Source organism: Nostoc sp. UHCC 0251 (genome assembly GCF_034932245.1).
Taxonomy (GTDB): Bacteria; Cyanobacteriota; Cyanobacteriia; order Cyanobacteriales; family Nostocaceae; genus Nostoc.
Genome location: NZ_JAYGHD010000288.1, coordinates 1 through 21,220, shown reverse-complemented (window position 1 = coordinate 21,220; position 21,220 = coordinate 1). Strand labels below are relative to the sequence as shown.

General features: G+C 41.4%; 14 protein-coding genes. 9 read left to right on the top strand and 5 right to left on the bottom strand.

What is annotated here, in order from left to right:
• Positions 1–209 precede the first annotated feature (209 nt).
• Positions 210–2,432, top strand: coding sequence for a sensor histidine kinase (locus tag VB740_RS19155; RefSeq protein WP_323201525.1), 2,223 nt, complete (start codon positions 210–212; stop codon positions 2,430–2,432).
• 82 nt (positions 2,433–2,514) lie between these two features.
• Here VB740_RS19155 and VB740_RS19150 read toward each other — a convergent pair whose 3' ends face one another.
• Positions 2,515–3,072, bottom strand: coding sequence for an HPP family protein (locus VB740_RS19150; protein WP_323201524.1), 558 nt, complete (start codon positions 3,070–3,072; stop codon positions 2,515–2,517).
• A gap of 320 nt (positions 3,073–3,392) precedes the next feature.
• On the opposite strand from VB740_RS19150, the gene VB740_RS19145 reads away from it, so the two are divergent.
• The 7 genes from VB740_RS19145 (at position 3,393) to VB740_RS19115 (ending at position 15,964) form a co-directional block, all read left to right on the top strand.
• Positions 3,393–5,834: a dynamin-like GTPase family protein gene (locus VB740_RS19145; protein WP_323201523.1), complete on the top strand. Its 2,442-nt coding sequence runs from the start codon at positions 3,393–3,395 to the stop codon at positions 5,832–5,834.
• 107 nt (positions 5,835–5,941) lie between these two features.
• Positions 5,942–6,322, top strand: a complete 381-nt coding sequence (locus VB740_RS19140) for a KGK domain-containing protein (protein ID WP_323201522.1) — start codon at positions 5,942–5,944, stop codon at positions 6,320–6,322.
• 122 nt (positions 6,323–6,444) lie between these two features.
• Positions 6,445–7,470, top strand: coding sequence for an LD-carboxypeptidase (locus VB740_RS19135; RefSeq protein ID WP_323201521.1), 1,026 nt, complete (start codon positions 6,445–6,447; stop codon positions 7,468–7,470).
• A 169-nt stretch (positions 7,471–7,639) separates the two neighbouring features.
• Positions 7,640–9,253, top strand: coding sequence for an NAD(P)/FAD-dependent oxidoreductase (locus VB740_RS19130; protein WP_323201520.1), 1,614 nt, complete (start codon positions 7,640–7,642; stop codon positions 9,251–9,253).
• 318 nt (positions 9,254–9,571) lie between these two features.
• Positions 9,572–10,021 carry a hypothetical protein gene (locus VB740_RS19125; RefSeq protein WP_323201519.1) on the top strand — a complete coding sequence of 150 codons (450 nt, stop codon included), beginning with the start codon at positions 9,572–9,574 and terminating at the stop codon, positions 10,019–10,021.
• A gap of 1 nt (position 10,022) precedes the next feature.
• The gene (locus tag VB740_RS19120; RefSeq protein WP_323201518.1) at positions 10,023–14,234 is read left to right on the top strand and encodes a DEAD/DEAH box helicase; all 4,212 of its coding nucleotides are present in this window, start codon (positions 10,023–10,025) and stop codon (positions 14,232–14,234) included.
• Positions 14,235–14,473: 239 nt separating this feature from the next.
• Positions 14,474–15,964: a glutamine synthetase family protein gene (locus tag VB740_RS19115; protein ID WP_323201517.1), complete on the top strand. Its 1,491-nt coding sequence runs from the start codon at positions 14,474–14,476 to the stop codon at positions 15,962–15,964.
• 77 nt (positions 15,965–16,041) lie between these two features.
• On the opposite strand, the gene VB740_RS19110 is transcribed toward VB740_RS19115, so the two are convergent.
• Positions 16,042–17,466 carry a Dyp-type peroxidase gene (locus VB740_RS19110; RefSeq protein ID WP_323201516.1) on the bottom strand — a complete coding sequence of 475 codons (1,425 nt, stop codon included), beginning with the start codon at positions 17,464–17,466 and terminating at the stop codon, positions 16,042–16,044.
• Positions 17,467–17,926: 460 nt separating this feature from the next.
• On the bottom strand, positions 17,927–18,379 hold the full coding sequence (locus VB740_RS19105) for a hypothetical protein (RefSeq protein ID WP_323201515.1): 453 nt from the start codon (positions 18,377–18,379) through the stop codon (positions 17,927–17,929).
• A gap of 590 nt (positions 18,380–18,969) precedes the next feature.
• On the opposite strand from VB740_RS19105, the gene VB740_RS19100 reads away from it, so the two are divergent.
• Positions 18,970–20,175, top strand: coding sequence for a glutathione S-transferase family protein (locus tag VB740_RS19100; RefSeq protein WP_323201514.1), 1,206 nt, complete (start codon positions 18,970–18,972; stop codon positions 20,173–20,175).
• Positions 20,176–20,314: 139 nt separating this feature from the next.
• Here VB740_RS19100 and VB740_RS19095 read toward each other — a convergent pair whose 3' ends face one another.
• Entirely contained in the window at positions 20,315–20,782 is a 468-nt protein-coding gene (locus tag VB740_RS19095) for a GNAT family N-acetyltransferase (protein WP_323201513.1), read from the bottom strand.
• A 225-nt stretch (positions 20,783–21,007) separates the two neighbouring features.
• On the bottom strand, positions 21,008–21,181 hold the full coding sequence (locus VB740_RS19090; RefSeq protein WP_323201572.1) for a hypothetical protein: 174 nt from the start codon (positions 21,179–21,181) through the stop codon (positions 21,008–21,010).
• Positions 21,182–21,220: the final 39 nt, after the last annotated feature.

Sequence of the window (21,220 nt, the reverse complement as noted above, 5' to 3'; positions counted from 1 at the left end):
ATTAAAAATATTTGAATAATGGAATTCTTGTAAAAATACTATGTTGTAAGATTAAGCCTAATAGCAACCAGTTGACGAATTGTAAATAGAGATATTGCCTATTAATTATTCGTTTCTTAATTAAACACAACATTATTTTGATAGTCCGAAGTTGCTCATGGGTAATCTAGGTGTAAGCAAAGACCTGTGCCAATCAAGATTTACCACTCATGAAGATACATCCATCTAACAAAATCCGCGCATTTTCATTACAGCTTGTTCTGGTCGTTCCTTTCGTATTGCAAGTTTTTGGCATCGTGGGACTGGTTGGGTATTTGTCGTATAAAAATGGCGAGAAAGCGGTGAACGATCTAGCAGATCAGTTGATGGAACGAACCAGTGGTGAGGTAAATCAACATTTAGATGCTTACCTGTCGATTCCTCATAAAGTTATCCAGTTAAATGCGGATGCAATTCGTATGGGATTGTTGGATGTGCGGGAGCGTCTCAAGGTTGGCAAGTACTTCTGGCACGAAATGCAAGCCTATGACCTAACCTTTATCAGCTTGAACCTAGCAACTGGGGAAGGAACTGGAGCCGGTCGTTACGATGGTAAGACGGTGACAATCGATGATAATGCGATCAAAACGCCAAGCCGGCCGAAAAATACGAAAACTTATTTAACAGATAATGATGGCAACCCAACCAAAGTTATGACGACTAGTACGTGGGATACCCTCAATGAACCTGCCTACACTGAACCTGTGAAAGCGGGAAAACCTATCTGGGTTCGCATTTATACTTATTACGATCCTGCTTATCCCCCCTATATTGTGGCATCGGCAGGTCGTCCGATTTATGATGCCAGCAAAAAACTGATTGGTGTTGTGGGGGCCGAAATTCACCTGTTGAAACTCAGTGAATTTTTACAGAAATTAAATGTCAGCAGCTTCGGACAAGTTTTTATTATGGAGCGTGATGGTATGTTGGTTGCCAATTCTGCTCAAGAAAAGCCTTTTACCGTAGTCAATAACGAAATTAAACGCCTTAAAGCGATCGACAGCCCCAATCCGGTGCTACAAAGCATTGCCAAGCAGCTTCAGCAGCGCATTCCAGATTTTCAGTCCGTTACCAATACCCAAAAACTGAAAGTTAATGTTCAAGGAGAAAATTTATACGTGCATGTTGTACCTTGGCGTGACCAACATGGTTTGGACTGGTTAGTGGTAGTTGGTATTCCGGAAAAAACTTACATGGCGCAAATCTATACCAACACCCAAATTAGCATCCTGCTGTGTTTTGGGGCGCTGATAGTAGCAACAACGATTGGCATATTTACCTCGCGTCGGATTGCAGATCCTATCTTGCGTTTGAATCAGACCACCCAAGCAATAGCATTTGGTGATTTAGAACAGACGCTCCAAGAGGGCAATATCCATGAACTCAACACTCTTGCCCACTCTTTTAATCACATGGCAGGGCAATTGCGGGAATCCTTTATTGCTTTAGAAAATAGTAATGCCGAACTAGAAGCGCGAGTCGAAGAACGAACTGTTGAACTCAAAACAGCTATGGGTGAATTGCAGCGTACCCAAGCACAAGTACTTCAAAGTGAAAAAATGTCTAGTCTGGGCCAACTAGTAGCAGGTATTGCCCATGAAATCAATAATCCAGTTAACTTTATTCACGGTAATATTACTTACTTGGATGAATATACTCAAAACTTGTTACAGATGATTTATCTTTACCAAAAACGCTATTCTAGTCATGACCCAGAAATTCAAGCATTAGCAGAGGAAATCGATCTAGAATTTCTCATTGAAGATTTACAAAAGATACTGCCTTCAATGAAAATGGGGACTGAGAGGATTCGTAATATTGTGCGCTCGCTGCGGAATTTTTCGCGTATGGATGAAGCAGACTTTAAAGCAGTTGATATTCATGAAGGCATCGAAAGTACGCTTTTAATTCTGCAACACCGCCTCAAAGATAAACCAGACCGTCCAGCAATTGAAGTTGTTAAAAATTATGGCAACTTGCCGCAAGTGGAATGCTATCCTGGTCAACTCAACCAAGTATTAATGAATGTTCTGGTAAATGCAATGGATGCCCTTGATGAGTTGGATATCAAGCGTACCTCTCAACAGATAGAGGAAAATCCCAGTCAAATTACTATTCGCACTTCAGTAGTTGATTCACAATCAATAGAAATTGCGATCGCTGATAACGCACAAGGAATACCAGAATCGGTTCAAAGCCGGATCTTCGATCCATTTTTTACTACCAAACCTGTAGGTAAAGGCACAGGCATGGGTATGGCAATCAGCTACCAAATCATTACGGAAAAACATGGTGGGAAATTGCTATGTTTTTCTAGCCTTGGGCAAGGCACTAATTTCATAATTCAAGTGCCTATCCGCCAAAAAGCTCCTGAACACGTCCTCAAAGTATAGAGCGATCGCATTATTATATTGGAATTGTTAAACCAACGACTGGAGTGATATTCAATAAAACTGAGATGCTCCTGAGACAATACTATAACCAGTGTTTTGGATACGTCCTTTCTTCCGCTAAATTATTGAAGATCACAGCGCATAGCACTAAAATCATTGATCCCTCAAAAGCAGGTGTTAGCAAAAATTGCCAGTCCGGTTTCGTCATCATGACGACTAATGCAACAGCACCCGAAGGTGGGTGGAGAGTTCCGGTAACTTGCATGATTCCGATCGCACTAGAAACAGCCATTCCCATTGCCAAGGGAGAAGAACCGAGAAAATGCAGAATTATCAGACTCACCATAGCAGCTAAAAGATTACCCCCAATGACATTGCGAGGTTGAGCCAAAGGACTGTCAGGGACACCAAAGATCAAAACACTTGTGGCACCAAACGGAGCCATCAGCAAAGGAGAATTAGTTTTTGCAGCAAGGTAAGACGTTGCAGTGATGGCTAAAAAACTACCAATCCAACTCCAAAAAACATGCCGATGATGAGGTCTATCTATTGGGCAGGTTAGCGGACAGGATCGCCATCTGCCAAAGGTTTTAAACCAATAATTTTGCAATTTCAACCGAACTTTTTTACCGTCGATCATGAATAAACCACTCGATAATCATGACTCCCTGACTTGACTAAGCAAGGCTTTACTAAAGTTAAGATAACATGACATTTCTCAAAAAAATTCTAAAAAGTATCCAAATACACAGATTTTTCCATTTTGTTAGAATTTAGACTACACATCTCCAGAAATTAAATATGCGTTATCCAGAAACCTTGTAGAGACGTAGCACTGCTACGTCTCTACATCCTCGGAAATGTCTAATCATTCGGAATCAAATATCTCAGAAATCATACTGAACCATCAAGGCAATAAATATAACTAATATATACATAAATATTGTCAGGATGCTGAATATGTCAGATTTACCGCTTCAGTGCCAAAGTTTGAAAGAGCAGGTTGAGTCGATATTACAACTTTTACAGCAAGAACCAACACTGCGTTCTCAAGATATTACACCTGTACAAACTTCCTTAAATAAGGCGATTTCTCCAAAGTTTGAGATTGTATTTGCGGGTGCGTTTAGTGCTGGTAAATCAATGCTAATCAATGCATTATTAGAGAGGGAATTACTATACAGTGCAGAAGGACATGCTACAGGTACAGAATGTAAAATCGAATATGCAGAAGTAGATCAAGAACGTGTTGTTTTGACGTTTTTAAGTGAAGCTGAGATTCGGGAACAAGCAGTTTATTTGTGTCAACAGCTAGGATTTAAAACAGTAACTAATATTAACCAAGCTGAGGTAATTAACTTGCTACGTCAAGGTTCTGAAACTATTATTCAGCAAGAGGGTGGCGAGAGTAAATCAGAACGTGCAAAACAGGCGAAGGCGTTAATCTTATTGTTAGAGGGATATATAGCAAACCGCGATCGCATCAACACGGTTAATAATGCTACATATTCAATGGAGCAATTTAACTTTTCCAATCTCAAGGAAGCTGCTGGATATGCCCGTCGTGGTAGTAATAGTGCAGTATTGAAGCGAATAGAATATTACTGTAATCATCCTTTGCTACAAGATGGCAATGTAATTATTGACACGCCCGGTATAGATGCACCAGTAGAGAAAGATGCACAACTAACTTATGCTAAAATTCAACATCCTGATACTTCGGCGGTGGTGTGTGTGCTAAAACCTGCTTCAGCGGGTGATATGACAAAAGAAGAAACAGAACTTTTGGAATTAATGCGGCAGAATGGGGGAGTACGCGATCGCGTTTTCTATATCTTCAACCGGATTGATGAAACTTGGTATAATACAGAGCTACGGCAACGATTAGATGTTTTAATTAGTGGGCAATTTGCCAATTCAAACAAGGTTTATAAAACGAGTGGATTATTAGGATTTTACGGCAGTCAAATTAAACAGACAAACCAACTAGATAGATTTGGTTTAGATTCTGTTTTTGCAGAAAGTATTAAAGGTTTAGATGGGAAAGAAGAAACACCACAATTTGTCTATGCCTTTAACAACTACTGTGTAAATTCAGGAAAGCTGTCTTCTAGTAAATTCCGTGTTTCTGTTAACGGCTTTGAAACTCCGAATCAAAATTATGTGCGGATTCTGGGAGATTGGGGCAATGAACTTATAGAAAAGCTAATTCAAGATAGTGGAACTGAGGAATTTCGCACAGCTATTACTCGCTATCTTACAGAAGAAAAGCGTCCCCAATTATTTAAAAATCTTGCTGATGATTTGGAAGATGTTTGTATTAAACTGAAAAAACATTATCAGAGTGTACAACGTAATTTAGATAGTCAGCCTCAAGAAATTGAGACAATGAAGGCGCAAGAGTTACAACGCCTAAATCAGCAACTTCAGCAAATTGGTAAAGATTTTAATGAGCATATTACAGAAGAAGTTAACCATGTAATTAATAATTCTTGTGATGCTTTTGAAGCAGATTTTAAACAATTGCAATCACGAATGATTCGTCGTTTAGATGAATTACTAGATAATTTTTCTGTAGCTTCTGCTTATCAACGTGCAACCATCAGCCATCCTCGCAACGCTACCGCACCTTTGATTGCTATTTTAGTAGAGGCATTCTATTACTTAGCAAATCAATTAGAAGATATTTTGGTTGAATCTTCTCAGCAAATAGTTGCAAATTATTTCCAGCGGTTGATTGAAAAGATTCGCAAATCAGAATATTATCGGCAGTTGTATCGTTTGTTAGATAATGATGGTGGCATTGAACAAGAGATCAGGAATTTAGAAAAAGGAGTTACTCAAGTATTAGTTAGTGCAGCTAGCGTAGAGTGCGATCGCTTCGTGCGAGAAAGTCCCAGATTTTACGATGAAGGTACTTTTTCTATATATCAATTTCGCCAAACTTTATCACAAACTTCTCAAGGTTACGACGCTGAAAGTATTGTAGAAGCAGAGCCAGCAATCAGGCAGTTATTGAAATTGGATTTTGAACCAAAGGTTTCCCAAACTATTCGTAAATCTTTCCGTCAAACCATCAACCAAACGCTCAAAACCCAGTTGTTGCCAATGGCAGATCAGCAAGCAGATGAAATTTTACAGCAATACCCACAGGCACGTGCTTATTTAGAGAAAACCCTGCAACAAGAAGCTGAAGAAAAAATTGCGAATAATCGGCGATTATTGAGTGTTATTGAAGAAAAGATTGCAGAATATAATTTATCAGTTTCTAGTATCAATGGGTGTTTAGAGTCAATGCAATTATATGATCATCTTTTGCCTGTAATTATTGATTCGTTTGACACTGATAGTAAGTTTGCTAATAATGGGTTTGTGATTTCAGATATGGTACAAGAGCTTTAATTTTAATCTCAAAGCTAATTTGAGATAATTGTAGATTTTAGTGAGTGCTTTAGCACTCACTAATTACAGTTTCGCGTAAAGTAAAGATTTCAAAAATTGAGGTTGATATGCAAGATGAATTCAGACTCATACAGTGTAACGATGGTGATGTTTTGGACTTCGGAGGTAACACATATAAAATTGCTAAATTTAAACAAGCAATAAATACCTCCTTTAGCTCAACGATAGAATATAAATTGAATCAAGAATTAAGTAGCAAAGGAATACATATAAAAGAGTCTCCAAATGGGAATTGGTTTCAGAAGGGCACAGATTGCGAAATTTTAACACTAGGTTCTCAAAGCTGGAAAAAAGGGAAAGTGAAAGTTAAAATAAGCGTTGAATTTTATATTGAAGAGGAAGATATACAAATAACTAATAGCAACAATTCAGAAATCACCGAACCAGAGTCGCCTCTTGACGATCTTCGCCGCATGATTCAGGAGTAAAATCAGTCAATCAAAATTTACATATAGCAATCCTATTTGATTTGTGAAAATCAAAAGGCTTAGATTCCTGGTACTAGGTATTAGGAAAATAGTCCTATTGCTTAGTCCCCAACTTAATGGTTATGAATATCAAGCGTCGGCAATTTCTTACAACCTGTGGCCTAGCTACCCTAGCCACCCAGATATCACCACTTACAGCTGAAGGTAAACTACTCACAAACACCATCCGCAAGCCGCCCCGCCTGCAAGTGGGCGATACCGTAGGATTAATCGCCCCTGCGGGTATCGTTGACGCTAAAGACATCGAAGCAGCGCAGAAGTCAATTTTACAGTTAGGGTTAAAAGTCAAGCTGGGGAAGCATATTTTAGATCGTTACGGCTATCTAGCAGGTAAAGATGCCGATCGCGCCCAGGATGTAAACTTGATGTATGGCGATCGCACCATAAAAGCAATCATTGCCATGCGTGGTGGTTGGGGCTGTAATCGCATTTTACCCTTGCTCAACTACTCGCTGATTCGCTCCCATCCAAAAATTATTATGGGCTACAGCGATATTACGACACTGTTGTTGGCAATTAATGCCCGTAGTCAAATGATTACTTTTCATGGGCCAGTTGCCACATCTACCTGGAATCAGTTTACAGTCGATTACTTCAAGCGCATCCTATTTAATGCTGAAGCTGTGACTATGCAAAATCTCAACCCTAGTCAAGTGCGGGTGGAGACAATAGCACGGGGAAAGGCGAGAGGTAAACTTGTGGGTGGAAACTTATCAGTGCTATCAGCAATGGTAGGTTCACCTTACCTACCTTCCTGGAACAAAAGCATCCTGTTTGTGGAAGAAATTGGCGAGGATGTTTACCGGATAGATAGAATGCTGACACAGTTAAAAACTGCTGGGATACTGAATCAAATTGCTGGCTTTATCTTTGGGCAATGCACTAATTGTAGTCTTGGCGATGAACCATCATTTACCTTAATGCAAGTATTGCAAGACCATATACTTCCTTTAGGTATTCCTGCTTGGTACGGTTCAATGATTGGTCATATTAAAGATAAATTTACTTTGCCAATTGGTGTAGAAGTGGAAATAAATGCTGAACTTGGCACAATACGAATGTTAGAAGCGGCTGTAAATCTTGTGTGAAGAAGGCAGGAGGTTGTAATGAAGAATAAGGGACATCCAAGAATTAAATTACTCAATTCCTGCATCCAACGTCATGATCCAATTTTTTCTCCCCCTGCCTCCCCTGCTTCTCTTCTCCCCCTGCCCCCCTTGCTAATATTTTGATAGATAGTACGCATTTCTCCTCGCCATGTTACGACTAACAGAAGTAAAGCTCCCGCTTGATCATCCTGAAGATGAGATCAAGTCTGCCATCCTCAAAAAGCTGCAAATCACCGACGAAGATTTGATCAGCTATTCCATCTTCAAGCGTAGCTATGATGCGCGTAAAAAAGGAGAGATCACCCTTGTTTATATTCTGGATGTAGAAACGACTCAGGAGACTCATCTACTCAATCGCCTGAAAAAAGATCCCCATGTAATGGCCACGCCAGACATGAGTTATCGCCCAGTAGCAAAAGCACCGAGCAATTTGGCGATTCGCCCCATCGTGATTGGTACAGGGCCTTGTGGCTTGTTTGCGGGTTTGATGCTGGCGCAAATGGGGTTCCGTCCCATCATTTTAGAACGTGGCAAACAAGTTCGCGATCGCACTGCTGATACTTTTGGCTTTTGGAAGAAAAAATCAGACTTCAACCCAGAATCTAATGCCCAATTTGGCGAAGGTGGGGCGGGTACGTTCTCCGATGGTAAACTCTACAGCCAAGTCAAAGATCCTCAGCATTATGGGCGCAAGGTACTAACCGAACTCGTCAATGCTGGAGCATCACCGGAAATTCTCTATATCAACAAACCGCATATCGGCACCTTCAAACTGGTGGGAATCGTCCAAAGTATGCGTGCCAAAATCGAATCCCTGGGCGGTGAAATTCGCTTTCAAAGTCGGGTGGAAGATATCAACATCGAAAATGGACAGGTGCGGGGAGTCACTCTCGCCAGTGGGGAATATATCGCCAGCGACTATGTGGTTCTTGCAGTAGGTCATAGCGCCCGCGATACCTTCCAAATGCTATATGATCGTGGAGTTTACATTGAGCCAAAACCATTTTCCATCGGGTTTAGAGTCGAACATCCCCAGACTCTCATCGACCAATGTCGTTTCGGCGCTCAAGCTGGTCATAAGCTTTTAGGTGCTGCCGATTATAAACTAGTTCACCACTGCCAAAATGGTCGTTCCGTCTATAGTTTTTGTATGTGTCCGGGGGGCTTGGTGGTTGCAGCCGCATCAGAGCCGGGGCGACTTGTCACCAATGGGATGAGCCAATACTCTCGCAATGAGCGTAATGCCAACAGTGCGATCGTTGTGGGCATCACCCCCGAAGATTATCCGGGAAATGCCTTGGCGGGAATTGACTTCCAACGGCGCTTGGAAGAACGAGCTTTTGAATTGGGCGGTGGAACCTATGAAGCTCCAGGGCAGTTGCTGGGAGACTTTCTTAACAATCGTCCCTCTACAGCATTCGGTACTGTTAAGCCATCTTATACACCTGGGGTACATTTGGGTGATTTGAGTCAGAGTTTACCAGATTATGCGATCGCAGCCATCCGCGAAGCACTTCCCGCTTTTGACAAACAAATTAAAGGGTTTGCGATGGATGATGCCGTGTTGACTGGAGTGGAAACCCGCACCTCATCACCGATTCGGATTAAACGCAAAGAAGATTATCAAAGTTTAAATACAGTCGGTCTTTATCCCGCTGGTGAAGGCGCAGGATACGCAGGGGGGATTCTCTCGGCGGGTATCGATGGAATTAAGGTAGCGGAGGCGGTAGCTTTAAGTATTTTGAGGAATTGCGATCGTTAAATCTGAAATAGTGAATGCGATCGCCATCACAGTACCATGTATTCATCAAAACAGTATCAAATGGTAAAAGCTTTTGATATACAAGTAATTATTTTCTCAGCTAAAGAAGAATACTATTATTTTTGTAGATAAAAGCCTATTTTTACAATCGTAACATTTATTTTTTACCTAACTTTAGCTTTTTAAACTAGTTTGATTATCGATAGTACAGCGTAGCCGTATCGAGCGTAAGTCCTAAAGTGATTTAGCCCAAGGATTAGAAGATAATGCCACTGTGTTAACTGCCAGCATCATTGCTTTTAAAATCAGACTATCGTTTTGATACTATGGTATAATTCAAGATTATGCAGTAAATCTTGGTTAATAGTCAACCAAAATTTACTGCAAACACTACGAGATCAGCCAGATTGCGGAATAAGAGAAGCTCAGGTTGATATTTTCCTCCATGAAGGATTAATTGATGATGCAATTAAAACAGTAGAAAGAGATATTTACTATGCTTCAGAACTGGTTGATCGAGTCATGGATGCAGCAGTTTCCCATCGTGCAGATTGGGTAATTGATAACGCTCGCAGACGGGCAGAACCAATTATGGAACAAGGAAAAACTGACCGTTATGACGCTGCGGTTAATTGGCTAAAAAAAGTCAAAGCTGCTTATCTTCAACTAGGGCAAAAAGCTGAATGGTCTGCTTATCGCTCACAATTAGAAGCGGCTCATGGACGGAAACGGAAATTAATGGAATTATTTAAAGAACTGAATAAATAATATGACTATTTTTGAGCCTAATTCCACAATACAACAAGCACTACTCGCAAGGAAATATTTCGAGTTACATCCTTCCATACAAAAGATTATCCAGTTATTTTCGGTAATTTATGCACCGATAGACAAAAATTCATTCGTAAGTTGTCTTAGTAAAATTGACGCTTTAGATGAAAACAATAAACCTTGGGTTACAAAAACACTCAGTTCCCAAATTGATAAATTATTAAAAACAGGATTGTTAATACAGGAAAGCAGGCAAGGTGCTGAATGTCATCCTTTACTCACAGAAATAGCTACTCGTCATGCTGTAGAAACCGGACAGTTTGAAATCCTCGTCACAGTAGTAGAGGAGAAGCTACCAATACGTACTCACTGGAACAGAGATTCTCGAATATTCTACAACTTACGCCAGTGTATCAGAGAAATCCGCATTGGTATTTATCGCCAAGACCTTAGTTTTATTAATCAGCAAATTGAAGCTTATCAGAAGTACAGTGATAGCGAAGAAAAAATAGTAATAGAAAATATCTTTGAGCAGATATACAATAATCCATTTGATGCAGATTGGTTTAACACCCTACCACAAGGATTATATGAAAGTGGTATATCCAGTATCCTCTTCAATTCAGCCTTAAAATTATCCGCTTCGGAAGATGCGTTGATGCTGCTGGAAGAAGAATGTTCTACGCCTGGAAAACATTGCTCAGATTATCTACATCTGATTTTGACAGAACAACTGCTATTACAGGGTTGTACTCAAGAAGCACAAGAAAGTCTAGAGCGAATATCAAATGAATATCAAAATAACGCTGCGATCTTTTGGGGTTGGTTAAGTTTTCTGCGGGGTGATAATGAACAAGCCATCAAATATTATAAAGATGCCCTGAAAGCCATCAAAAAGGCTACAGGCAAACGCCAAATATATTTCAATACAATTGGGGGCTTATTTTTCATCCTCGCACTTTTAAAAGATGGTTCAGCGCAAAGCCTCAAAGAAGCAGAAGAGTATAGCAGTTTGATGTCCCGTCAAGGGGATCATTGGCTCAGGTTCACTTATGGCAGACTGAAAATGGTACTGCAAGTCCACCAAGGTGATATTACTCAAAAACAATTTGTACTCAGTGGTCATATTTCTTCCGTAGAAGAAGAAAATAGCTTACAAACATTGTTTTGTTCGCTATGCCTTTACTGGATGGATGCCCAGAGTGCTAAAAAACGCTTACCTAATTTGCTAGAACCATTGTATCGGCGATCGCTCGCCTCTGGTTATCACTGGTTGGCAATGGAAACCGCAGAACTCCTATCCCGACTCAAACCTAGTAGTAACTATAAACAACTTGCAGAGGCACTGCGAGAAGATAGCAATATCCAAACTATCGTAGACTTAATTCGACCCCAAGAAGCTTGGGAAATGTGCCTTAATGCCCTGGCAAATCTTCAAAAAGAACCACAAACATCCCTAAAACCAGAATCGGAACTGCGTTTAGCATGGTTCATAACCTTCTATCCCAGTAGATGTGTCTTACAACCAAAGGAACAAAAAGTTAATGCCAAAGGGGAATGGAGTAAAGGTCGCCCCATAGCCCTCAAGCGTCTAAGCAGTGCATTATCTGAGTTTGATTACATCACACCCCAAGATATGCGGGTATGTAGTTGTATTGAGACATATAGTGAAGGCTATTACGGCAAAGTTGATTATACCTTCGGTGAAAAAGCCATCTCTGCTTTAATTGGACACCCGTTGGTTTTTTGGGAAGATACACCTACTATCCGTGTAGAAATTGTTAAAGGAGAACCAGAACTACTGGTTAAAAAAGGGAAACAAGATCGTCTCACCTTGGAATTTTCTCCCAAATTACCAGAATCACAAAATATTCTGCATATCAAAGAAACCCCAACCCGCATCAAAGTCATTGAAATTACTGCCGAACACAGACGCATTGCAGAGATTATTGGTATAGATAATAAATTAAATGTGCCTGCCTTCGCAGAGAAACAAGTTTTAGCAGCCATAAATGCCGTCTCTGGCATCGTTACCGTACATTCTGACATTGGTGGCGGTTCCGAAGGTGCAGAAGAAGTACCCGCCCAGACTGTACCCCATATTCACCTTTTACCTGCCAATGCCGGCTTGAAAATCAGTCTTTTGTCGCGCCCCTTTGCCCAAGGTGGCCCCTACTACCGTCCTGGTACAGGTGGTGAAACTGTAATTGCCGATATTGACGGTAAACGTCTTCAAACTAGACGAAATTTGTCTGAAGAAAAGCAACTTGCCGCCTACGCTGTAGCCGCCTGCGCCACCTTGACTCAAACTGAAGAACAAGATGGTGAATGGATTATAGCTAATCCAGAAGACTGTTTAGAACTACTGCTAGAACTGCAAGCACTGGGAAATAAAGTCATCATAGAATGGCCACAAGGAGAAAAACTGCGTGTTAGCCACAATGCCGACTTGAAAGACTTTAATTTATCAATTCAACGTCAGCAAGACTGGTTTGCAGCCACAGGGGAGTTGAAATTGAATAACGACCTAGTGCTAGATATGCAGCAACTACTAGAACTATTAGAGAAAACCCCCAGCCGTTTTATCCCCCTTGGTGATGGTCAATTTCTGGCTTTAACTCAAGCTTTTCGGAAACGCCTCGACGAATTGCGGATGTTTTCAGAAAAACATAGTAAGGGTATCCGTTTTCACCCCTTAGCAACATTAGGGTTAGAAGATTTTGTCGATGAGGTAGGTAAGGTAAAAGCAGATAAACACTGGAAAACACATAGAGAGCGTCTCCAAGAGGTGAAAAACCTCCAGCCAGAACTGCCATCTACGCTGCAAGCAGAACTACGTGACTACCAAATGGAGGGTTTTTGTTGGCTAGCGCGGCTGGCACATTGGGGTGTAGGTGCTTGTTTGGCAGACCAAATGGGACTCGGTAAGACCTTGCAGGCATTGGCTGTAATCCTCAGAAACGCCCATCAAGGGCCAACCCTAATTATTGCCCCAACTTCCGTGTGTATGAATTGGGTGAGTGAAGCGCAGAAGTTTGCCCCAACTCTTAATATTATTCAATTTTCTGGTGCTAACCGCCAAAAATTATTGGATGGTTTACAACCGTTGGATATGTTGGTATGCAGCTATGGTTTATTACAGCAGGAAGAAGTAGCGCAAATGCTTTCTGGTGTACAGTGGCAAACGATTGTCCTGGATGAAGCCCAGGCGATTAAAAATATGACCACTAAACGTTCTCAGGCAGCTATGAACCTAAAATCTAATTTTAAGTTGCTGACTACTGGGACTCCCATTGAGAATCACCTGGGTGAGTTGTGGAATTTGTTCCGTTTTATTAATCCTGGGTTATTGGGTTCTTTTGAAAGCTTCAATCAACGCTTTGCTACCCCCATTGAAAAATATCAAGATAAACTTGCACGTAATAAACTCAAAAAACTGATTCAACCATTTCTGTTGCGGCGAACAAAAAATCAAGTATTAGAAGAGTTACCATCTCGTACCGAAATTCTCCTTCATGTAGAGTTAAGTCGAGAGGAAAAAGCATTCTATGAAGCGTTGCGTCGCCAAGCAATATCTAAACTTACCGAAACTGATGCAGATGCAGGAAAGAAACATTTGCAAGTTTTGGCTGAGATTATGAAACTGCGTCGCGCTTGCTGTAATCCTAGCTTGGTGATGCCTGATACTGAATTACCCAGTTCCAAGTTGCAACTTTTTGGTGAGGTGCTGGGTGAACTTCTGGAAAATCACCATAAGGCGTTGGTGTTTAGTCAGTTTGTTGACCATTTGCACATTATTAGAGATTATCTGGAGCAGCAAGGTATTAGTTATCAATATTTAGATGGCAGCACTTCAGTAGCAGAGCGCAAAAAACGGGTGGATGCTTTCCAAGCTGGTTCAGGGGATGTATTTCTGATTAGTCTCAAGGCAGGGGGTACAGGACTCAATCTAACTGCTGCTGATTATGTGATTCATACAGATCCTTGGTGGAATCCCGCCGTGGAAGATCAAGCCTCAGACCGCGCCCATCGCATTGGGCAACAACGTCCTGTTACCATTTATCGTCTAGTAGCAAAAGATACTATTGAAGAAAAGATTGTGCAATTGCATCAGCACAAGCGAGACTTGGCAGACAGCCTATTGGAAGGTGCTGATATCAGTGGCAAGATTTCAACGGAAGTCTTATTACAGTTGATTAGTGAAGGTTAAGCTGCTGGCCTTAGCAAGCAAGGCAGCTATCTATGCAAGGAATACTGCCCTTTAGGCTGTGTCACAGCGATCGCCTACCACCTTCCATCCCCCGACACGATAATCATTTTTAATAAAAAACTTGGATATTAAAAGTGAAGCATAAACTATTCGCGGTGATCACCAAGAATGGAAGCGCCTGAAGAGCCGCTAATTTCAAACTAATCGCACAAACAGTTGAATATGATTAGGCAATCTAAATGAAAAGACCTGGATTTATTGAGCGTCATCACCTGTGGACAGAAATTCAAAAAGAAGCATCTGAAAAGATCAAGGCTGTTGTCAAAGAACGGGATCTATTGTTGATTCGTACTGCTTGGGCAGACCAGCATGGCATTGTTCGCAGTAAGTCGCTCTTACCCCAGGCGTTTTTGAGCGCCTTAGAAAACGGTATGCAAATCAGCACAGGGACATTCCTATTTGATACTGGTGGTGCAATAGTATTTAATCCCTTCGTTCCGGGCGGTAGCTTAGATATGTCTCAGATGACAGGTGCGCCAAATCTTGTGGCTGTTCCTGACCCTCATACCTTCAAAATAGTGCCTTGGGCAAAACGCACTGGCTTTATCCTCTGTGACGAGTACTTTCAAAATGGTCAGGTAATGCCCTTTTCCAGTCGCGGTATTTTGCGCCAATCATTGGTAGAGTTACATCAAAGAGGGTTGGAGCATATTGTTGGCTTAGAAGTTGAGTGGTATCTGGCAAAGCTGTTAGATCCGATGTTAGCGATCGCTAATGTTGGTACTTCTGGAAAACCTGGTGAACCTGCCAAAGTTAGCGCCGTAGAGCATAGCTTCCAATACCTTTTAGAATCGCACAATCCAGAGATTCATGACTTGCTACGTGTTCTGGCAGAAAATTTAGTTGAAATGGGATTGCCTTTAAGGAGTGTAGAAAACGAAGGAGGTGTCGGTCAATTTGAATTTACCTTTGACCCGATTCCGGCATTGCAAGCTGCGGATACAATGATGATATTCCGAATGGCGACTAAGCAAATCTGCCGTCAACAAGGCTACATCGCATCGTTTATGTGTCGTCCAGGATTGCAAGGTTCTTCTTCCAATGGCTGGCATTTGCACCAATCCCTGGTAGACCGAACTACAGGCGAGAACGCTTTCATGTCTGCAAACACCAAAACCTTAATGTCAGATTTAGGTAAACACTTCGTTGGTGGTCTTCTGAAACACGCCAATGCTGCTTCTGTGTTCACAACCCCAACAATTAACGGCTACAAAAGATTTAGGCCTTATTCCCTAGCCCCTGATCGCGCCGGATGGGGGTTGGAAAACCGAGGGGCAATGATTAGATTACAAGGTGGTTATGATGACCCCACCACCCACATTGAAAACCGAGTTGGAGAACCAGCAGCCAATCCCTATCTGTATATGGCATCGCAATTGATTTCTGGGTTAGATGGTGTGGATCATAAAGTTGACCTTGGCTCCCCAACAGAGTCACCTTACGCTACAGAAAGTCCGACCTTACCCAAAAGTTTGCCAGAGGCGATTACATATTTGAGCCAAAGCGAACTTTTTTCTCAAAAAATGGGGCAGCAGTTCATCAACTTCATCATTAAGATGAAACAGAGTGAAATTAATCGCTTTTTGCAGTCCGTCGCCGATCAGCCACCAGAAGACTATTTATTGCAGGTGACTAACTGGGAGCAAAGAGAATATTTTGAATTATTTTGAAGTAAATAATTCTTGGGAATGTTGTGCTGCGATCGCATTTTATTGGTGAGTTGCTAAATGGCTAAAATCTTTGTGTGTTATGTATTTGCCGCGATGTCGTTAGTTGAATGACTAGCTATGTATTGCAACGCGGTAATACTAGGTATAAAACAGTAAGCTCCTCCTTTGGTTGTAATGAATCGATCAAAACCCGTCAACTTGATGGAAGGTTTGTCTGGGGAGATAGGAATATCGAATTGACCACTTTTATTTTCATTAGCACCAATTAGGGGATCTTTAGCATCTGTAGGTAGACCAGCAAAATCTCCTTTATTCACCCACTCTTCCATGACAAATTCAAATTGGCGTTTGAGATTTGCACAGATGAATAGACCTAGCAATCCTCTTTTAATGCCATCATTAGGAGAGTTAGGATTATAAAGAGGCCCATAGGGAATTCCCCTACGGATGAGTCTGTGAATATTTGTTTTCCCTTGTATTTCTGCCGCACGAGGATTTGTGCGTCGGATGTGTGAACCAATGGGACATTTATATCCTTGTGGATCATCAGAATAATCAAAATTATTAAATTGTTCGTAAATAATTGGTTCGTTAGGGGGAATTAGTTGATCGGCATCTGGAGAGAGGTCTAGAGGGACACCATTGCGCCATCGTCCACACATTTTAGCTGCTAGTTTGTCTGGATCAACTTTCTCTTTTTGCTCTTGGAGAAATTGTTCAAAGTCAGCTACATCTTGTTCCAAGACTCGAAAAGCAGCAAAACTACCATTCAAGCCCAACTCTGGAGGTGTCGGTACGTAGTAAGGAGCTTTTTCATCATCCAGCAGGACAAACTCATAAGCCGGAATAATCGGTTGGGGGTCGAGGGATTCTGAAAGTCCACGCTTTGTAGGAACACCTTCTATTTTCGGCTGTGAAACTCCATCATTATAACCAAAATGGACTATATTGCTGGGTTGCCCTTTCTCATCAGGAAGTTTAGCACCATCAAAGCAAGATAATTCATTAAGTGCGTCTCCCTCCTTAAAGAGCGATCGCAGTTTATCAGATTGCTGCTCTAACACCTTACTATCTTGAGCATAGAGCGAGAGCAAAACATGAGTATTAGAGGTTCCTAATCCACCTTCCCACTTATCAGGGGCACTCTCTCCAATATCACCTACTTGACTCGCTTGAGCAATAGCACCATTTTTAAATGATTTGTAGTTGGAGTCGGGAAAAGATTTACCAATATCTGCAACAAATTGGAGAGCCTTTAAACCTTCAAAAGTAAAGCCAATATTTAAGCAATAACTCGGTTTGATGTCCCACCATGCAGCAGTGGTGATCTGAGGAATTGATTCATCAATACCACTTACCAAGTTACCAATAAATTTCCTTGCAGACTTCGCATCTTTAATATATAGAACAAAATGTCGCACATTGTTCATGTTATAGCCACGGACAATGTAACCCTGGATATCACTAAAGTTAAGCTGCGTTAGAGTTCTTTCATTTGTCATATCTTTTCTAAATTTTAGAAGTAGGATGTTTGATAAATGGAGAATTATTACTAGATAAAACCAACAAAAAAGCTTATATATTCTGCCTTTTTACTCAATCCGGCTCTAAATGAAAGCGTTGCCAAGCAGAACTTCTCAGATTAATCAAGTACAACTTACTCTAGGAGTGTGGTTGCCACTAAAGTAAGTTGTACTTTAAAGAGATGAAATTGCAAAACTATTCCCATTTTAGAGATAGCGTTTCCGAGGCATCGGTTTAGCATCAAGGGAATCAATAGTCCTAGAGGTTGTTTGAAAAGTCTAATTTATTACTCACCGGGCGATTAGAAGTCGCGGTTATACAGACAAAACCCTTGATTTTGTATTAGTCCACGGAGGTAGGCTACCCACGGGAAGCCGCAAAGCGTCTATGTTTGTGTAGTAGCGAGTTCTATTCGCCTAATACTTTTCAAACATCCTCTTAGTGATTAGACGCAAGCTGACGAATTTTAACCACACTTAAAGTAGGATAAGCACTATACCAAACCTTTACTGGTTGATTATATTTGTCTACATAGTCAGCAAAAGCTTCAGAGTCTTTTTGGACTGGAATTAACCCTTCAGCATCTTCTAAATGCACTAATACTGCATTGAAAAAGTCACCAACCACTGCAACGAAGTCATCAACATATTTCCTAAAATCTCCGTCATAGGCGGTAAAGAGTGCAAATTTAGCATAATATTCTTCCCCTGATTCTGGCGTGACTTTTTCGAGAAACATAAAACGTCCAAAATGCACTGTACCAATCTGATCTAGTGCTGCTCCAAAAGTCCCAGTTTCTAAAATTTCCTTTAAGGCTTTATAGTTTTCTAGCACTGGTGCCTTAATTGGGGCAACAAAGCTTAATGGACTTTGTTCTGGTTTAGTACTCATGATCATGACTCCTTAGGATTTTCAGAACTGAACGCGGGTATTGCTTGTTGTGCGTATAAAAGTACCGTTTAGATTCGGTCACTTCTAGTTCGCTCTTTCTTTATTGTGGAAAATGCAATTGGTTAATGGTAGTACCCTTATGGGTACTTTTTGATTATGTGTTCAATCAAGATAGGAAAAGTTTTATATTCAAAGCACGACAAAAGATAAAAACTAGGGTGCTACGGCTTTCATGGGTGCTATTTTTTATGTAAGCGCTCCATATACTGCTTCTTTAGTAACTCAAGCAATAGATGGAGGTAAAAGTAGTGATTTGTTGTCCGTCAATTATTACCCTGGGCAATTATGTTATCAGAGGAATCATTTTGACAGATTACTACTAATATTGAATCAATTACGGGACAAATAAATCGATTTAGTTACAAGAATCTTGAACGATTAGATATCGGAGGTAGAGAATACGATGACTTGATTGTAGAGAGCAATGGCAACGATATGGGCGGAACCTACTGGTTAAATTAAGCCTTGTCCAATTGAAAATATTGTAGAGTATAGAATTGTCCTAAGTATTGCCCTACGTAACTCACCCTATGACTACCGCACCCTTAAGCTGGGAAGAACTAGAAACCCTTACGGACTATCAAATAGATACCGTTAATGGTCTCACCAACGCTAGAGCCAGGTTGCGCTTGTTTGGTCAGCCGGAATCTGATGTGCGGGTAACGCTGTACCGCGATAACCATGCCTGGTGTCCTTACTGCCAAAAAGTTTGGTTATGGCTAGAGGAAAAACAGATTCCCTATCGAATCGAAAAAGTGACAATGTTCTGCTATGGGGAGAAAGAAAGTTGGTACAAACGTAAGGTACCATCAGGAATGCTCCCTGCGATCGAGCTAGATGGACGGATTATTACGGAAAGCGATGACATTTTGATCGCTTTGGAAAAAGTTTTTGCTCCATTGAGCCAAGGGATGGAAGACCGCGCGGTGCTTCCTCTACGTCAATTAGAACGACTTTTATTTAGAGCCTGGTGCGCTTGGCTTTGCTCTAGAGCAGGTTCCTCTCAACAAGAACAACGCAACCGAGAACAATTTATTGGAGTGGTGGCTAAGGTCGAGGAGGCGCTTAGTCGCACCCCAAGTCCTTATTTTTTAGATAGCTTCGGCATCGTCGATGTGATTTTTACGCCATATCTCGAACGGATGAATGCGAGCCTTTACTACTACAAGGGCTACTCTCTGCGGGAAGAAAACCCTCGCTTGAGCGCATGGTTTGCGGCAATGGAAAGCCGACCTACCTACTGCGGGACCCAGAGCGACTTTCACACCCACGCACATGATTTACCGCCTCAGATGGGGGGCTGTTGGGATAACAGCGAATCCCAGATGCTTCTCAATAAAGCGCGGGTGGACAATGGTCCCTGGTTCGGGCTACCAGATGTTACTTATCCAGAACCCGAAAACTCCCGCATGGAAGCTCTTCAACGAACTATCGACCACCGCATCAATATTATCCGAGTCAACCCCTTCGATGATAAATTGTTTGATCAAGCTCTACGTTGTGCTTTAACACACATGATGACTGGTGAAGACTGTGTTCCTCCATCGGGATCTGATGTTGCTCTACGATATTTGCGCGATCGCATTAATGTACCACGAGACATGTCCATCTATGCAGCCAAGCGATTGAGGGAATCCCTGGAGAAAACCGCAACCCTTGCAGGTGATGGGCAGCCAGCCCCCATTCCCACTAAGCATCGACGAGATCAAGACCCGTCTAACTTTGTCATCAAGTAGGATTCAGGTATAATTTAAATGCGTAATAGGCAATAGGCAATAGGCAATAGGCAATAGGCAATAGGCACAAGGGTTTTAGCTTAGTTCATATAGATAGTTTGAATTTATTGTGCCAACTTACTTAACTTATTAGTTCTGCTCACAATTCCTCTGGAGACCGGGCAATAAATCCGATTTTCACTCCACGCTTGAATCCTGCACGTTCATAGAAGTGCAATGTTTCCTCGGTTTTTGAGCTAGTCAGAAGCATCACTTTGTAACACAATTGCTGCCATGCTAAATCCAAAGCATAATGCAGCACCCGCGTACCCAGCCCCTGTCGTCGATAATCGGGGTGGGTGACAACATTTTCAATAATGCCGTATGGACGTGCGCCGCGTGTCAAGTTGGGAACAATGGCTAAGTTACATGTAGCTACTAACTGACTACCAATGTCGGCAACTATGTAATACAGACGTGGATCGTCCAGAATTTTCTTCCACATGGACTGTAACACCTCCTCAGCAGGTAGAGGCGCATCAACGGGATTAAGGTGCTGATACAACGCCAGAAGTTGGGGAAGTTCGTCGCATGTAATTAGGCGAACGGTGATTACGGGTTTAGACAAAGCTGTAGTCAGTAATTATTGGTAATTATGCCAGGAAGTGTATCTGACAATTTGCATCTTCACCAAATGTTAAATCGCGTTCATGTTAATTCAGTATGCCCCAAAAATAAAGTTTTTATTAATACTTTTTTCCGCCGTAACGACAGCTACATAAGACGGACAATTGTTCCCGTTCGAGTCTGTTTTGCATGACGATTTGTCAATTTCAAAAATCAAATAGGAGTCCTATATTTTAACTGGCTTAGGTCGAGGAAATTCAGAAGGCGGCTTAAATTTCATGACTGGTACATCCTTAAGCGCCTTCTGCATAAAATCCTTCCAGACAGGAGTAACCATACCTCCACCTGTAGCACCACTGGCTAATTGTTTGTTATCATCTCTTCCTAAGCTAATCGGCATTTAAATTGCAACATAGTCACTATTGCCTTTGTTTTTTAT

What these genes read in the sequence shown, in the direction of transcription:
- VB740_RS19105 (WP_323201515.1), bottom strand. Translation starts at nt 18,379, where the DNA reads ATGAGTACTAAACCAGAACAAAGTCCATTAAGCTTTGTTGCCCCAATT.
- VB740_RS19090 (WP_323201572.1), bottom strand. Translation starts at nt 21,181, where the DNA reads ATGCCGATTAGCTTAGGAAGAGATGATAACAAACAATTAGCCAGTGGT.
- VB740_RS19120 (WP_323201518.1), top strand. Translation starts at nt 10,023, where the DNA reads ATGACTATTTTTGAGCCTAATTCCACAATACAACAAGCACTACTCGCA.
- VB740_RS19145 (WP_323201523.1), top strand. Translation starts at nt 3,393, where the DNA reads ATGTCAGATTTACCGCTTCAGTGCCAAAGTTTGAAAGAGCAGGTTGAG.
- VB740_RS19140 (WP_323201522.1), top strand. Translation starts at nt 5,942, where the DNA reads ATGCAAGATGAATTCAGACTCATACAGTGTAACGATGGTGATGTTTTG.
- VB740_RS19155 (WP_323201525.1), top strand. Translation starts at nt 210, where the DNA reads ATGAAGATACATCCATCTAACAAAATCCGCGCATTTTCATTACAGCTT.
- VB740_RS19150 (WP_323201524.1), bottom strand. Translation starts at nt 3,072, where the DNA reads ATGATCGACGGTAAAAAAGTTCGGTTGAAATTGCAAAATTATTGGTTT.
- VB740_RS19130 (WP_323201520.1), top strand. Translation starts at nt 7,640, where the DNA reads ATGTTACGACTAACAGAAGTAAAGCTCCCGCTTGATCATCCTGAAGAT.
- VB740_RS19110 (WP_323201516.1), bottom strand. Translation starts at nt 17,466, where the DNA reads ATGACAAATGAAAGAACTCTAACGCAGCTTAACTTTAGTGATATCCAG.
- VB740_RS19100 (WP_323201514.1), top strand. Translation starts at nt 18,970, where the DNA reads ATGACTACCGCACCCTTAAGCTGGGAAGAACTAGAAACCCTTACGGAC.
- VB740_RS19115 (WP_323201517.1), top strand. Translation starts at nt 14,474, where the DNA reads ATGAAAAGACCTGGATTTATTGAGCGTCATCACCTGTGGACAGAAATT.
- VB740_RS19135 (WP_323201521.1), top strand. Translation starts at nt 6,445, where the DNA reads ATGAATATCAAGCGTCGGCAATTTCTTACAACCTGTGGCCTAGCTACC.